The sequence below is a fragment of the Methylosinus sp. sav-2 genome (genome assembly GCF_004366495.1).
Classification (GTDB): Bacteria; Pseudomonadota; Alphaproteobacteria; order Rhizobiales; family Beijerinckiaceae; genus Methylosinus.
Genome location: NZ_SOEJ01000001.1, coordinates 108,448 through 122,472, shown reverse-complemented (window position 1 = coordinate 122,472; position 14,025 = coordinate 108,448). Strand labels below are relative to the sequence as shown.

Annotated in this window: 12 protein-coding genes and 1 tRNA gene; 9 read left to right on the top strand and 4 right to left on the bottom strand. The window is 66.8% G+C overall.

Going from position 1 to position 14,025, the window contains the following annotated elements; translation table 11 throughout:
• Positions 1–173: 173 nt before the first annotated feature.
• Positions 174–494, bottom strand: a complete 321-nt coding sequence (locus EDE12_RS00550) for a hypothetical protein (RefSeq protein ID WP_024878514.1) — start codon at positions 492–494, stop codon at positions 174–176.
• Positions 495–905: 411 nt separating this feature from the next.
• Between EDE12_RS00550 and EDE12_RS00545 the strand changes: the two genes are divergently transcribed.
• The 4 genes from EDE12_RS00545 to EDE12_RS00530 all read left to right on the top strand — a co-directional run bounded on the left by EDE12_RS00545 (position 906) and on the right by EDE12_RS00530 (position 4,430).
• Positions 906–2,351 carry a circularly permuted type 2 ATP-grasp protein gene (locus EDE12_RS00545; protein ID WP_024878515.1) on the top strand — a complete coding sequence of 482 codons (1,446 nt, stop codon included), beginning with the start codon at positions 906–908 and terminating at the stop codon, positions 2,349–2,351.
• A 42-nt stretch (positions 2,352–2,393) separates the two neighbouring features.
• A complete protein-coding gene (locus tag EDE12_RS00540) occupies positions 2,394–3,335 on the top strand; it encodes an alpha-E domain-containing protein (RefSeq protein WP_026600037.1) in 942 nt (313 codons plus the stop codon).
• A gap of 48 nt (positions 3,336–3,383) precedes the next feature.
• Positions 3,384–4,205, top strand: a complete 822-nt coding sequence (locus tag EDE12_RS00535; RefSeq protein ID WP_024878517.1) for a transglutaminase family protein — start codon at positions 3,384–3,386, stop codon at positions 4,203–4,205.
• 140 nt (positions 4,206–4,345) lie between these two features.
• Positions 4,346–4,430, top strand: a tRNA-Tyr gene (locus EDE12_RS00530).
• Positions 4,431–4,457: 27 nt separating this feature from the next.
• On the opposite strand, the gene EDE12_RS00525 is transcribed toward EDE12_RS00530, so the two are convergent.
• A complete protein-coding gene (locus EDE12_RS00525) occupies positions 4,458–6,941 on the bottom strand; it encodes an EAL domain-containing protein (protein ID WP_026600038.1) in 2,484 nt (827 codons plus the stop codon).
• A 270-nt stretch (positions 6,942–7,211) separates the two neighbouring features.
• Between EDE12_RS00525 and cobT the strand changes: the two genes are divergently transcribed.
• A complete protein-coding gene (cobT, locus tag EDE12_RS00520; RefSeq protein WP_024878519.1) occupies positions 7,212–9,140 on the top strand; it encodes a cobaltochelatase subunit CobT in 1,929 nt (642 codons plus the stop codon).
• A 681-nt stretch (positions 9,141–9,821) separates the two neighbouring features.
• Here cobT and rpmB read toward each other — a convergent pair.
• The gene (gene rpmB / locus EDE12_RS00515) at positions 9,822–10,115 is read right to left on the bottom strand and encodes a 50S ribosomal protein L28 (protein ID WP_024878520.1); all 294 of its coding nucleotides are present in this window, start codon (positions 10,113–10,115) and stop codon (positions 9,822–9,824) included.
• A gap of 201 nt (positions 10,116–10,316) precedes the next feature.
• Positions 10,317–10,808, bottom strand: coding sequence for a nuclear transport factor 2 family protein (locus EDE12_RS00510; protein ID WP_245267216.1), 492 nt, complete (start codon positions 10,806–10,808; stop codon positions 10,317–10,319).
• A gap of 72 nt (positions 10,809–10,880) precedes the next feature.
• Between EDE12_RS00510 and EDE12_RS00505 the strand changes: the two genes are divergently transcribed.
• From EDE12_RS00505 to EDE12_RS00490, 4 genes are all read left to right on the top strand, one after another.
• Positions 10,881–11,120 (top strand): hypothetical protein, encoded by a 240-nt coding sequence (locus EDE12_RS00505; RefSeq protein ID WP_024878522.1) that lies wholly within the window; start codon positions 10,881–10,883, stop codon positions 11,118–11,120.
• 215 nt (positions 11,121–11,335) lie between these two features.
• Positions 11,336–12,226 carry an NAD(P)-dependent methylenetetrahydromethanopterin dehydrogenase gene (locus tag EDE12_RS00500; protein WP_024878523.1) on the top strand — a complete coding sequence of 297 codons (891 nt, stop codon included), beginning with the start codon at positions 11,336–11,338 and terminating at the stop codon, positions 12,224–12,226.
• 167 nt (positions 12,227–12,393) lie between these two features.
• Complete coding sequence (fae, locus tag EDE12_RS00495) at positions 12,394–12,903, top strand: formaldehyde-activating enzyme (protein ID WP_026600040.1); 510 nt, start codon at positions 12,394–12,396, stop codon at positions 12,901–12,903.
• 99 nt (positions 12,904–13,002) lie between these two features.
• Positions 13,003–14,025: a hydantoinase/oxoprolinase family protein gene (locus EDE12_RS00490; protein WP_026600041.1), complete on the top strand. Its 1,023-nt coding sequence runs from the start codon at positions 13,003–13,005 to the stop codon at positions 14,023–14,025.

Below are 14,025 nucleotides of genomic sequence, written 5' to 3'. Positions count from 1 at the left end.
ACGCGCGAAAGGGAAAAACGTACGAGCGCAGCCTTTACAGTTCAGCGTCGTGAAGTTTTGATGACGATGGCCGCGCATTGGGCCGTTCGTCCCGGCGGGAGCGCCGACCGGGACGAACTGCGCGGATTTTCATAATCCTTCGTTGGAACGCCGTTCGATCGGAGAGCGCTCTATCATATCCCGATCGCGCGCGATGCGAGACGCGCAAAGGGCCTTTCGCGTATCGATCGGATGAGGCGCGCATGGCGGCGGGAAAAGCCGCGCTGGCGACTCTGCGCATCCTCATCCTCGGCGCGGCCGGGCGTGTCCGTCTCCTTGTCCCAGAGGCAGACGGGCCGGCGTGTGGCGGCGTCGATCGTCCAGGCGGCGCGCGGCCGCATGCGGCGTCCGGTGAGGCGCAGATCGCGCAGCTCCGCCGGCGCGACGATGGGAATGACGCCGCTCTGCGCCGAGCGCAGACGGAGGTTGAGATAGGGGCGGGAAAACATCTTCATCGCTCTCGTCCTTCTGGCCATTGTGGCGGCCGAAGGCGTGAGCGGCGGGTGGAGCGCTAGGCTCTGGCGACGCCTCTCACGCGGTCCTTTCGGCCGCGGGCTTCTGTGTGAGGCGCGACGCGCGCAGACGAGGCTGCGGCGGCTGCGCCGAGGCGGCTGTTGCCGAGGCTACTGCCCATGAGTCCTTCGCAAGTGTGGATCGCCGTGCGACTCGAAAATCGCGCCGACGCTTTTGGTTTTGATGCGCGGCGCATGGCTTGTCAACGACAAACGGATTAGAAGGCGGGATGGAGCGATAAGGGTTTCGGCGACGCTCGAGCCGTCTGGCTCGCTTCTTGCCACGCTCTGCCACAAAGGCGCATCGTCCGGCGCGATCGGCCGTTCGCCGAAACCTCGAGGGAGAGCGAGAACGTGCTTTCGAAGGTGGCGAAATTCGATGAGATGGACGGCGTCGACGGCGTGACCCGTGTTCCTTATGAAAAGCTCGCCAAATGGCTCACCTCGGTGGAGCCAGAGTTTCTCGCCTCCCGCAGGGCGCAGGCGGAGCTTCTGTTTCGGCGCATCGGCATCACCTTCGCGGTCTATGGTTCGCAGGAGGCGACCGAGCGGCTCATTCCCTTCGACATTCTGCCGCGCATCATCGCCCGCGCCGAATGGGCGCAGCTCGAGAAGGGCCTGATTCAACGCGTGAAGGCGCTGAATCTGTTCCTCGCCGATCTCTACGGCCCCGGCGAGATTTTGAAAGCGGGCGTGGTTCCCTCCGAGCTCGTCTATCGCAATCCCGCCTTCCGGCCGGAGATGGCGGGACGCCGCGTGCCGCATGACATCTTCGTGCATATCGCCGGCATAGACATCATCCGCACCGACGACGACGGTTTCTATGTGCTGGAGGACAACGCCCGCACGCCTTCCGGCGTCTCCTATATGCTGGAAAATCGCGAGGTGATGATGCGGCTGCTGCCCGATCTCTTCGGGCTGCATCGCGTCGCGCCGATCGAGAATTATCCCGATCAATTGCTCGCCACTCTGCGCTCCGCCGCGCCGCGCGGGGCGGGGGCCGATCCGGTGAGCGTGCTGCTGACGCCCGGCCAATATAATTCGGCCTTCTACGAGCATTCCTTCTTGGCCGACAAGCTCGGCATAGAGCTGGTCGAAGGGCGCGATCTCTTCGTCAAGGACGATGTCGTCTTTATGCGCACCACGGAGGGGCCGCGCCGCGTCGATGTGATCTACCGGCGCCTGGACGACGACTTCCTCGACCCGCTGGCCTTCCGTCCCGATTCCGCTCTGGGCGTCGCCGGTCTGATGGGCGCCTATCATGCAGGCAATGTGACGCTCGCCAATGCAGTCGGCACGGGCGTGGCCGATGACAAGGCCATTTACACCTATATGCCGGAGGTTATCCGCTTCTATCTGGGCGAGGAGCCGCTGCTGAAGAATGTCCCCACCTGGCGCTGCCGCGAGAAGGAGGCGCTCCGCTATGTGCTCGACCATTTGGGCGAGCTGGTGGTGAAGGAGGTCAATGGCTCCGGCGGCTATGGCATGCTGGTCGGCCCGCACGCCACCAAGGCGCAGATCGCGGAATTCGCGGCCAAGCTCGCCGACAATCCCACCAATTTCATCGCCCAGCCGACGCTCGCCCTCTCCACCTGCCCGGTGTCGGTAGCGAGCGGCGTCGCGCCCCGCCATGTCGATCTCAGACCCTTCGTGCTCTACGGTCCCAATGGTGCGAGCGTGGTGCCCGGCGGCTTGACGCGCGTCGCCATGACGGAGAATTCTCTCGTCGTGAATTCCAGCCAAGGCGGCGGAACCAAGGACACATGGATCATCGACGACGCGCCGCTCGCGCGCGCATGACGAATTCACAGTAAGAACAGCGCGCCGAAACGACGGGATCTCATGCTCTCACGCACCGCAGACAACCTCTTCTGGCTGGCCCGATATATGGAACGCGCGGATTTTCTCGCGCGCATACTGCAGGCGTCCAGGCGCCTCGCCACGCTGCCGCGGGCCTATGGCGGCGTGGAGACGGAATGGGAGAGCGCGCTGCTCTCCTCCGGCGCCGCGCCCGCCTTTCACGCGGCGGGGCTGACGGTCGACGAGGCCAATGTCACGCAATTTCTGGCCTTCTCGCCGGACAATCCGAGCTCGATCCGCAATTGCATCGAGCTCGCCCGCGTCAACGCCCGCGCCGTGCGCACCGCGCTCACTGTCGAGATGTGGGAGGCGATCAACGGCGCCTTCCTCGAGCTCAAGGCCTTCGAGCAGGCGAGCCGCTCCGCCGAGGAGGTGACGCGCTTTCTCGATTTCGTGAAGCAGGTCTCCGCCGCCTATGACGGCGGCGCGCATCGGACCATGCTGCGCAACGACGCCTATTGGTTCTCGCGCGTCGGCCTCTATCTCGAGCGCGCCGACAACACCGCGCGCCTGCTCGACGTGAAGTATCACGTGCTGCTGCCGGAGACGGAGGCGGTCGGCGGCTCGCTCGACTATTTCCAATGGACGGCGATCCTGCGCGCCGTCTCCGCGCACACCGCCTATCATTGGGTCTATCGCGACAGTCTGAAGCCCTGGCTCGTCGCCGATCTCTTGATCCTGCGGCCGGAGATGCCGCGCTCGCTCATCGCCTGCTATGAGAGCGTGGTGCAGAATCTCGACCGCCTCGGCAAATCGCATGGCAAGCAAGGCCCGGCGCAGCGCCACGCTCGCACCGTCTTCGGCCAGCTCGAGCATGCGACCATCGAGAATGTGTTCCACAATGGCCTGCATGATTTCATTCAGAGCTTCATCGCCGATAATCAACGGCTGGGGGCTCTGGTGTCAGAGCAGTATCTTTTCTAGAATGAAATGTGTCGGAGCCGGCGTTTCCGGCTCCCTTTGCGGTGTAAGATGCACATAAGAGTCAGGCGCGAGACGATCTATCGTTACGCGGAGCCGGCCAAGGCGGCGATTCAAAAGCTGGCGCTCACCCCCCGCAATTACGACGGGCAGCATGTTCTCGACTGGCGCATCGACGTCGATCGCGACTGCCGCCTGCGCGCCTGCGAGGACGCTTTCGGCAATGTCGTGCACAGCATCTATGTCGATGGGCCGCTCGAGGCGCTCACCACCGTCGTCGAAGGAGCGGTCGAGACCTTCGACACGGCCGGCGTCGCGCGCGGCGCGATCGAGCGTTTTCCGCCGGAACTCTATTTGCGCGAGACGCCGCTGACCGAGGCGGATCACGCAATCTGCGATTTTGCGCTGGCGGCGTCGGCGCGCGAGAAGGAGACGCTGGCCAGGCTCCACGCGCTGGTCGGCGCGCTGCACGAAGCCTTCGTCGTGGCGGAGGGACCGACGAGCGGCGCCGTCGCGGCGGCCGATGTCTTCGCGCGTCGCCGCGGTTCGGCGCAGGATGCGGCGCATGTCTTCATCGCCGGCGCGCGCAGCCTCGAGATTCCGGCGCGCTATGTCTCCGGCTATGCGCTGCGCGCCGACGCCGGCGCGGCCGTCCACGCCTGGGCGGAGGCGCATGTGGCGGGGCTCGGCTGGGTGGGCTTCGACCCGACGCGCGGCGCCTCGCCGGACGAGAGCTATGTGCGCGTGGCCGTGGCGCTGGATCATCTGGGCGCCGCGCCCATTCGCGCCGCCCATTCCGGCGGCGGCGACGAGACCGCGGAAGTGCGCGTCAGCGTCGCCCGCGCCCAGGGTCAGTCGCAGAGCCAGTCCTGAGCCGGCGACGGGCCGGCGACGCCTTCGGTCATTTTCGGGTTGACAGCGGGGACGCAAATTCCCCATATGCGCCCTGCTTCACCGGCCCTTCACGGGGCCGTCGCTCGCGGGACCTATCCTCTAGGGTCCGTCGAGAAGCTGGGGGAATGTCCCGAGCGGCAAAGGGGGCGGACTGTAAATCCGCTGGCTATGCCTTCGTAGGTTCGAGTCCTACTTCCCCCACCATTCTACGGCGCGCCGCGGCGGAAAAGCTCACGCCGCGCTCATCGCCTCCGCCCATCTCTGATTATCGCTCTCCAGCATGCGCCGCAGCTCCGCCGCCGGGGCCGGGCGGCTGAACAGAAAGCCCTGCATCTGCGTGCAGCCTTCCGCGCGCAGCCGCGCCAATTGCTCATGCGTCTCCACGCCCTCGGCCACGGTGGCGACGCCGAGACATTGGCCGATCCCGGCAACCGCGCGCACGATCGCCCCGCACTCCTGATTCTCCGGCAGCTCCTTCACGAAGGAGCGGTCGATCTTGATCTTGTCGAAGGGGAAGGAGCGCAGATAGCTGAGGCTCGAATAGCCGGTGCCGAAATCATCCATCGATATGCACACGCCGAGGCCGCGCAGCTGATGCAGCACCGCGAGATTGGCGTGGTTTTCGGCCAGCAGCACCGATTCGGTGATCTCGAGCTCGAGCCGCTGCGGCGCGAGGCCGCTCGCCGCCAGCGCCGATAGGACCGAGCCCACCAGCGAGCGCGAGCGAAATTGCGCGGGCGAGAGATTGACGCAGACGCCGATCGGCTCCGGCCAGCTCGCCGCCTCGCGGCAGGCTTCGCGCAGCACCCATTCGCCGATCGGCGTGATGAGCCCGGTCTCCTCGGCGAGCGGGATGAACTCATTGGGCGAAATCGAGCCGCGCATGGGATGGAACCAGCGCAGCAGCGCCTCCGAGGCGACGATGCGATTGGTCAAAAGGTCGACGAGCGGCTGATAATAGATCTCGAACTCGCCGGCGGCGAGCGCATGGCGCAGATCGGCCTCCATCGTGCGCCGCACGAGAATGGAGGCCGCCATCTCCGGCTCGAAGAAGCGATGCAGGCCGCGCCCGTCCGCCTTGGCGCGATAGAGCGCTATGTCGGCGTTCTTGAGCAGAATATCGGCGTCGCCGCTGTCGATGGGCGCGACCGAAATGCCGACGCTGGCGCCGACTGTCACCGCATGGCCGTCGACCTCATAGGGGACGCTCACCGCGCTCACGATGCGCTCGGCGAGACGGTCCGCCTCGCTCGCTCCGGCGCCCGATTGGACGATGGCGAACTCGTCTCCGCCGACGCGCGCCACCATGTCGCCCGGCGCCAGAGTCTCGCGCAGACGCTCGGCGACGGCGATCAGCAGCCGATCGCCGACCGGATGGCCAAAGGCGTCATTCACATCCTTGAAGCCGTCGAGATCGAGATAGAGCACGCAGAGGCTCTCCGCGCCGCTCTCGAGCCGCTGCAGCCCCTCCGTCAGCCGCGCGCGGAAGAGCGCGCGATTGGCGAGGCCGGTGAGCGGATCGTGATGCGCGAGATGGGCGATGCGGGCGGCCTGCTCGCGCTGCTCGGTGACGTCGACGATGGCGAGCAATATCGCCGGACGATCGTCGAAGGAGATTTCGCGCGCGTAATTCTGCACCTTTATCTCGCGCCCCTCCGCTGTGCGATTGATCCATATGCGGTCCGAGGGACGGCGACTGGCCGCGCTCTCATGGGCGATCGTCACCGCCGGCCATTCCTCCTCCGCATAGAGATCGAGCAAGGTGGAGCGGAGAAAGCGCTCGCGCGCATAGCCGTAATGGGCGACCGCCGCGTCATTGACGGCCATGATGCGCAGGCTCTGCGGATCATGCACCCACATGGGCATGGGATTGCTCTCGAACAGCAGGCGGAAGGAGGCCTCGCGCGCCTTCAGCGGCGTGACGTCGGTGAGCGTCACGCCGACGAGATCGCCCATGGGCGCGGCGGAGAGCCGCAAATGCATCGCGACGCCCTCGGCCGAGCGATGCGCGACCTCGAATGTGTCGGGGAGCGCCGAATGGAAAATGGCGGAGAAGCGTTCGAAGGTCCCGTCGGTCATCCAGGCCGGGACGATCTCGCTGATGCGCCGCCATTGCTGATCGCGCTCGGCGCCGCCGAAGAATCGGCTGGCGCTGGCGTTGAGGCTCACAATGATGAAATCGATTATGTCGCGGCCGGCGTGGACGGCGGCGAGCGTCGCCAGCCCGCCGTCGGTGGCGCGATAGATCGCATCGACGAGATCGTGCTTGGAGGCCCGTTCGCGCGCGAAAACGAGAAACAGCGTCGCGCCCCAATGGCTCGACAGCGGGAAGACGACGATCTCGCAAGTTTGCACCAGGCCGCCGCGAATGCTGCGTGCGATCGTCGCCGCCGGCGCTCCGCGCGCGCAGGCCGCCTCGAGAGCCTCGCCGATGGCGTCGCGGTAATTGCGCTCCAGCGCGTCGAGCCGCAGGCCGCGCAGCGACGCGCCCAGCCAGGCCTCGAAGGCGCCGCCGCCATAGAAGAACGCGAAGCCGCCGTCCTCGTCGCGCCCGGCCAGCGCCAGATCGTCGGCGAGCCGGCCGAGGCTGCCCAGCGCGATCTGCTCATAGGGCGGCAGGCCGCCGACCGGCGCCTCGACCTGCCATTTGAAGCACAGCTCGTCGACGTCGCGAAATTCGGTGACGACTCCATATCGGGAGGCGGTCTCATGCATGGCTCGGCTCGGATTCGGGGGCTTTCGGCGCGAGAAATTGACCGGAAGCCTTGAAAAAACAGTAAACAATTCAACATCTTAGATTGAAATCATGTCATCGCTCCGTCATATGCCGACCGAAATAGCTGATAGTTAACGAGAAACTCGCGCGTTGTCGGAATCCGCGGGTGATTTCGTCTTCGGCGATTTTCATAACTGTCGATCCGGCATAGGCTATATAGGCTCGCTCGCCCGAAGGCGGGCGCAGAGCTCACGATCGAACGGACTTCCATGGCAACCAATCGCAAACCTGCCTCGCCGAAGGAGGCTCCGCAAGAGCCGTTCAAGCGCGCCGTCGCCGGCGCGATGCGCGCCATGGCCAAGCGTTCGGAGCTGGAAGTCTCCTTCTCGCCGGAGCGCGCCATGCTGCTCGGCGCCGACGACAAGGCCAAGGCGCGCCTGCCGGAGCCGCCGCGCAAGCTCACCGCCCAGGACGCCGCCATTGTGCGCGGCCACGCCGATTCCATCGCTCTGCGCCTCGCCTGCCACGATGAGGCGGTCCATCGCCGCGTGCAGCCGCAATCTCCCGACGCCCGCGCCGCCTTCGATGCGCTGGAGCAGGCGCGCGTCGAATCGATCGGCTCGCGCCGCATGGACGGCGTCGCCGCCAATATCGGCGCCATGCTCGACGATCGCTATCAGCGCGCCCGCTTCTCCGAGATCGAGACGCGCGAGGACGCGCCGCTCGAGGACGCTCTGGCGCTCATCGCGCGCGAGCGTCTGACCGGCATTGCGCCGCCGCCGCATGGCCGCAAGGCGGTCGATCTCTGGCGCCCCTGGATCGAGGAGCGCGCCGGCGCCGATCTCGACAAGCTCGTCTCGGCGCTCGAGAATCAGCGCGGCTTCGCGCAGCTCGCGCATCGCCTGCTCGCGTCGCTCGAGCTCGAGGGCGAGAGCGCGGGAGGCGAGGAGGACGCCGAGGAGCCGAGCGAGGACCAACCGCAAAACCCCGACGAGGCCGAGGGCGAGGAGACCGAGGAGGACAAGCAGTCCGGCTCCTCCGAGATGGACACCGCCACCGCCTCTGAAGAGGCGTTGGAGAAGGGCGAGAGCGAAGCCGCCGAAATTCTCGACAGCGAGATGCTGGAGGAGATCGACTCCGGCGATGTGGACGAGGCGATGGAGACGCGGCGTCCGCCGACCTCCTCGGCCGATCGTTCCGGTGGCGAATACAGGGCCTACACGTCTCGCTTCGACGAGACGGTGAAGGCGGAGGATCTGTGCGACGCCGAGGAGCTCGATCGCCTGCGCTCCTATCTCGACAAGCAGCTCCTGCATCTCTCCTCTGTCGTCGGCCGGCTCGCCAATCGCCTGCAGCGCCGGCTGATGGCGCAGCAGAATCGCGCCTGGGAGTTCGATCTCGAGGAGGGCATGCTCGATCCCGCGCGCCTGCCGCGCGTCGTCATCGATCCGCAGCAGCCGCTCTCCTTCAAGCGCGAGAAGGACACCAATTTCCGCGATACGGTGGTCACTCTGCTGCTCGACAATTCCGGCTCCATGCGCGGCCGGCCGATCACGGTGGCGGCGACCTGCGCCGATATTCTCGCCCGCACGCTGGAGCGCTGCGGCGTGAAGGTGGAGATTTTGGGCTTCACCACCAAAGCCTGGAAGGGCGGCCAGTCGCGCGAGAGCTGGATCGCCGACGGCAAGCCGCCGAACCCCGGCCGGCTCAACGACATACGCCACATCATCTACAAGGCCGCCGATGCGCCCTGGCGGCGGGCGCGCCGCAATCTGGGCCTGATGATGCGCGAGGGCCTGCTGAAGGAGAATATCGACGGGGAGGCGCTCGACTGGGCGCATCGCCGCCTGCTGGCGCGGCAGGAGCAGCGCCGCATTCTGATGATGATCTCCGACGGCGCGCCGGTCGATGATTCCACTCTGTCGGTCAATCCGGGCAATTATCTCGAGCGCCATTTGCGGCATGTCATTCAGGAGATCGAGACCAAATCGCCGGTCGAGCTGATCGCCATCGGCATCGGTCATGACGTGACGCGCTATTACCGCCGCGCCGTGACCATTGTGGACGCGGAGGAGTTGGGCGGCGCGATGACGGAAAAGCTCGCCGAGCTGTTCAGCGAGAACGCCGCGCCCGCTCCGGCGCGCGCCCCGCAACGTGCGGCGCCGCCGCGGCCGCGCGTCCTCGCCACGGCGCCGTGACGGGTTTGCGCCGCGCCCCCTCCCCAGCCCTCCCCCGCTGCGCGCGAGAGGGAGCAGATTTCGCGCTTCATCGACATTTCGCGTCACGTCGCCGCCTTCCCTCTCCCGCGAAGCGGGGGAGGGTGAGGGAGGGGGCGCTCGGGGTGGCGCTCGTCGTCGTGAATCGCCTCTCGTAATTCACCGAATGGTGAATAAGTTTAAGTCGAGTTAATTTCGCAACCAGCGCTCAACCGCGCCGAAAACGAGTCGGCGGGGAACCTTCAGGGCGGCTGTTGCATTAATATTTCGGCGCGACCGTCTGGTGCGCGTGCAGTGACGATCGGATGTCCGAGCGATCGGCCGACCGAGAGTGACGAGGGAGTTGCGTATGATTTCCTTTGGCAAAGTTCGAAATGCGGGATTGCCCGCGGCGTCTCACGAGCCGCTCGACGTCCAGAGGGTTCTCTGCGTCGCCGCGATCTTCTCGCTGGCCACCCTTCCCCTGCTGCTCAGCGTAGCTTTGTCGATCTGGGGCTGACACGCCGCCCGGAGCGATTGCCTGCGCGCGGCTGGGGGCTCGCGTCGGCAAGGGCGGCCAAAACGGGAAAGACCCCGCGCTCTTGCCCAGGGCGCGGGGTCTATTTGTCTTCGTTCTCGGAAGAGAGCGAGCCTTAAAAGGCTCGCATCCCGTGGCCGTCGAGATCAGGCGCTGGCGGTGGCGAGCTTCTTGACGATCTCGCGCTTCAGCGCGCGGGCGTCGTCGGAGAGCTCCGTGTCGCGCGCCTTGACGAGGAAGCCGTCCAGACCGCCGCGATGCTCGACCGAGCGCAGAGCCGCCGCCGAGACGCGAAGGCGGACGGAGCGCGCCAGCGCGTCCGAGGCCAGCGTCACATTGACCAGATTGGGCAGAAAGCGGGTGCGGGTCTTGTGATTGGAGTGGCTGACGAGATTGCCCGTCTGCACGCCTTTGCCGGTCAGTTCGCAACGGCGGGACATGGTCTTTTCCTTTCGATCGGCGCAGAGCGCGGGAGCCCGCGCCATTCGATGGCCGTATGACATGAAATTCGCGCAAAGACCCCGCGCCCCGGGGGGCGAGCCCTTGGTTGGGCGGTCTTATAGAGGCAGGGGCGGCGAAAGGTCAACAGGGGATGTCGCCTTCATGGCGATCATGTGAACCTTCGGCGATCCTGCGAACCTTCAATGCAGCGAGCGCGTCGGCGGCGCCTGCGGCGGCGGAGGCGGCTCGCTCTGGACCATCAGCGGGCTCGCCTGATGATGCACCAGCCGCCACGCCCCGTCGACGAGCCGGAAGCAATTGGTGGCGACCAGCGCCGTCTGGCCGACCATCTCTATGCAGACGATGCGTCCCTCGGAGCCGCAGAGCAGCGCGCGCTCGCTGCGGCGCAGAACCGGGTCCTGCATGGGGTTGCGCAAAATCTCGCGAAAGGAGGCCAGCACCTGCTCGCGCCCGAAGATCGGCGGCCAGCCGGGGTGGATGCAGCAGATTTCCTCATCGCCCCAGATCGCCGCCATCCCATCCAGGTCCGCGGCGACGAAGGCTCGATAATAAGCGGCGTTGGCCGCGAGTAGAGACGCCTCGTCCGACATGGGCGCGAAGAATGCGCCCAGCTCGAGCCGATGGCAATAAGAGATGCGGGGAAACGCGGGCGAAAGCCGTCGTCGCGCCACCCTTGACGCCGCCGGGCGCCGCCCGATTTTCCCCAGCGGAGCCGCATCTGCGGTCCATGGAGGGGATGAATCATGAAAATCGGCGGCTTTGCGATCGTCCTCCTCGCCGGCGCGCTTCTCGCCGCCGCTCCCGCCGAGGCGAAGCGCTCCTCCCGCCGCCCGGCCTACGCGCCGCCGGTCGCCGCCCCCGTCTATGCCGCGCCCGCCTATGCCGCGCCGGTCCGCCCCGCGCCGGTCTGGGGCGCCGACGGCTATCGCTTCGATCCGCCGGGCGCCGGCTCCTCCTTCGGGTCCTCGCCCTTCGGTTATTGAGGGCCGCCTGCCTCCCGCTTCCGCTGTCCAGGGCCGGGACAATAGGCTGGACATTCGCCCCGTTCTGCGGTCTATGCGTCTCGCCATTCGAGACCGGGCTCCGCCCGCGCCCGCCGTCCCGGTATCGCTCATCCGAAAGCTTGGCTAAGCTCGGGCGTCACGCGAGGCGCAGCGCGCTCGCGCGCCGGCAAGGACAGAAAGGTTAGGAATTTCCCATGGCCGCCAAATCGATCCTTCATATGTTGAGCACGCTGAAGCATATGAGCCCGTTCGACGTCAACATGGCGATCGACGCGGGCTTCGACGTGGCGATCCCCTACACGAATGTCACTCTCGACGAGGTGGCGGCTCTGGTGCAGGACGCGATGTTCTCCCGCGCTCCCTCGGCCGCCCTGCGCACCGGAATTTTCTTCGCCGGCCGTGACGCCGTGCTCGCGCTCGACATGCTGGACGCCGCCGAGAAGGCGCTGCTGAAGCCCTTCGAGATATCGCTCTTCGCCGACCCTTATGGCTCCTTCACCACCGCCGGCGCCATGGTCGCCTTCGTCGAGAAGGTGCTGCGCGAGAAAAAGGGCCGCGAGCTCAAGGGCGCCAAGATCGTCGTCTATGGCGCGACCGGCGTCGTCGGCTATTCCTCCGCGGTCATCGCCGCGCTCGAGGGCGCCGAGGTGACGATCGTCGGCTATAGCGGCCTCGACCGCGTGACCGTCCAGGCCGAGGAGATCGAGAAGCGCTTCGGCGTGAAGGTGACGCCGGCCGACGGCAGCAAGTCCGAGCAGGTGCGCGCTCTCCTCGTCGAGCATGAGATCGCTCTCTGCGCGGCCCGCGCCGGCGTGCAGGTGCTGTCCGCGGAAGACCTCGCCGCCGCCAAATCGCTGCTCATCGCCGCGGACGTCAACGCCGTGCCGCCGCTCGGCGTCGAGGGCGTCAAGCTGCACGACAAGGGCGTCGAGCTGCCGTCGGGCGCGCTCGGCATAGGCGCGCTCGCCATCGGCGACATCAAATACGGAACGGAGGCCGGCCTCTTCCGGCAGATGACCAATTCCGACAAGCCTCTGCGCCTCGATTTCCGCCACGCTTTCGCGCTGGCGCGCAGCCTTCTCTGAGAAGCGCGCAAGTTCGGTCTGGTCCCGAGGGTTTCCTCCCGAAGGTGTCCTCCCGACTTGCCGCTGTCATGCGGAAATGATTGATGACGGCGGCGCGTCTTCGACAGCGCGGCGCCGAGAACGGCTCGGAGTCTCCGAAGCGACATGTCGATAAGGAAGAAGAGAAAATGGCCCTGATCAACAAGCTCATGATCGGCGAGTCGCTCGTCGGCGAAGGCAATGAAGTCGCTCACATCGACCTGCTGATCGGACCGCGCGGCAGCGCGGCCGAGACCGCTTTCGCCAATGCGCTCGTCAACAACAAGGACGGCTTCACGACGCTGCTCGCCGTCGTCGCGCCGAACCTGCTGGCCAAGCCCAACACGATCCTGTTCAACAAGGTCACCATCAAGAACGCCAAGCAGGCCGTTCAGATGTTCGGACCGGCGCAGGCCGGCGTCGCCAAGGCGGTCGCCGATTCGGTCGCCGAGGGCGTGATCCCGCTCGCCGAGGCCGATGACGTCTTCATCTCGGTCGGCGTGTTCATCCATTGGGACGCCAACGACGACAAGAAGATCCAAGAGTACAACTATCAGGCCACGAAGGAAGCCATCGCCCGCGCCATCAAGGGCGAGCCGAAGGCCGCCGAGGTCGTCGCCAAGCGCAACGACGTCAAGCATCCTTTCGGCGCCAACTGACGGCTTCGACCGGATCACTTATCATCGGGGGAGCCGTTCGCGGCTCCCCTTTTGCTTTTTAAAGGCGCGCGCGACGCGCCGATCGAAACGGAAAGGCTCATGGCCAGCGTCATCGGCTTCGACATAGGCGGCGCGCATCTCAAGGCCGCGCGCGCCATTGACGGGCGGATCGTCGAGGTCCTGCTGCTGCCCTGCAATCCGCATTACGGCCTCGCGCGGCTCGAGGCCGCGATAGAGGAGGCGGTCGCCCGCCTCGGCGCCGCGGATCGATTCGCCGTCACCATGACGGCCGAGCTCTCCGACGCTTTCGAGACGCGCGCCGCCGGCGTCGCCGCCATCGCCTCCGCGGTCGCCCGGCGCGTGAAGGGGGCCGAGACTCTGTTCTACGCCGGGGAGGGCGGCTTCCTTCCCTTCGCCGAGGTTCGCGGCGCGGCGCAGGCCATCGCCTCCGCCAATTGGCGGGCGAGCGCGGAGCTGGTCGCGCGGCGACTCCCCGAGGCGCTGTTCATCGACATGGGCTCGACGACGACCGATCTCGTCCCCATTTCCGGCGGCCGCGTCGGCGCCCTCGGCGGCGGCGACGCAGAGCGCCTCGCCAATGGCGAGCTGGTCTACACGGGCTTCTCGCGCGGCGATCCGCTCGCCGGCGTGACGCTCGCGCCCTTTGCGGGCCGCTGGACGCCGCCGGCGCGCGAGAATTTCGCGACCATGGCCGATGTGCGCCGCGTGACCGGCGATCTCGTCGCAGAGGACGCCGAGCCGACCGCGGACGGGCGCGGCAAGAGCGTCGCCGAATCGATCGCCCGCCTCGCGCGCCTCGCCGGCCGCGACGCCGCCGAGGCCTCGCCCGCGCAATGGCGCGCCTTCGCGGATTTTCTCGCGCGCGCGCAGATGCGTTCGATCGAGGATCAGATCGCGCTGCTGCGCTCGCGCGCCGCAATGGCGGAAGGCGCGCCCATCGTAGGCGCCGGCGTCGGCCGCGCCTTGGTCGCGCGCCTCGCTCTGGCCGAAGGCCGCGCCTATCGCGATATCGCCGATCTCATCGATTCGGTCCCGGAGGTCGCGACGGCCGCCGCCGATTGCGCGCCGGCCTGCGCGGTCGCTCTGCTCGCTTCCGGCTGA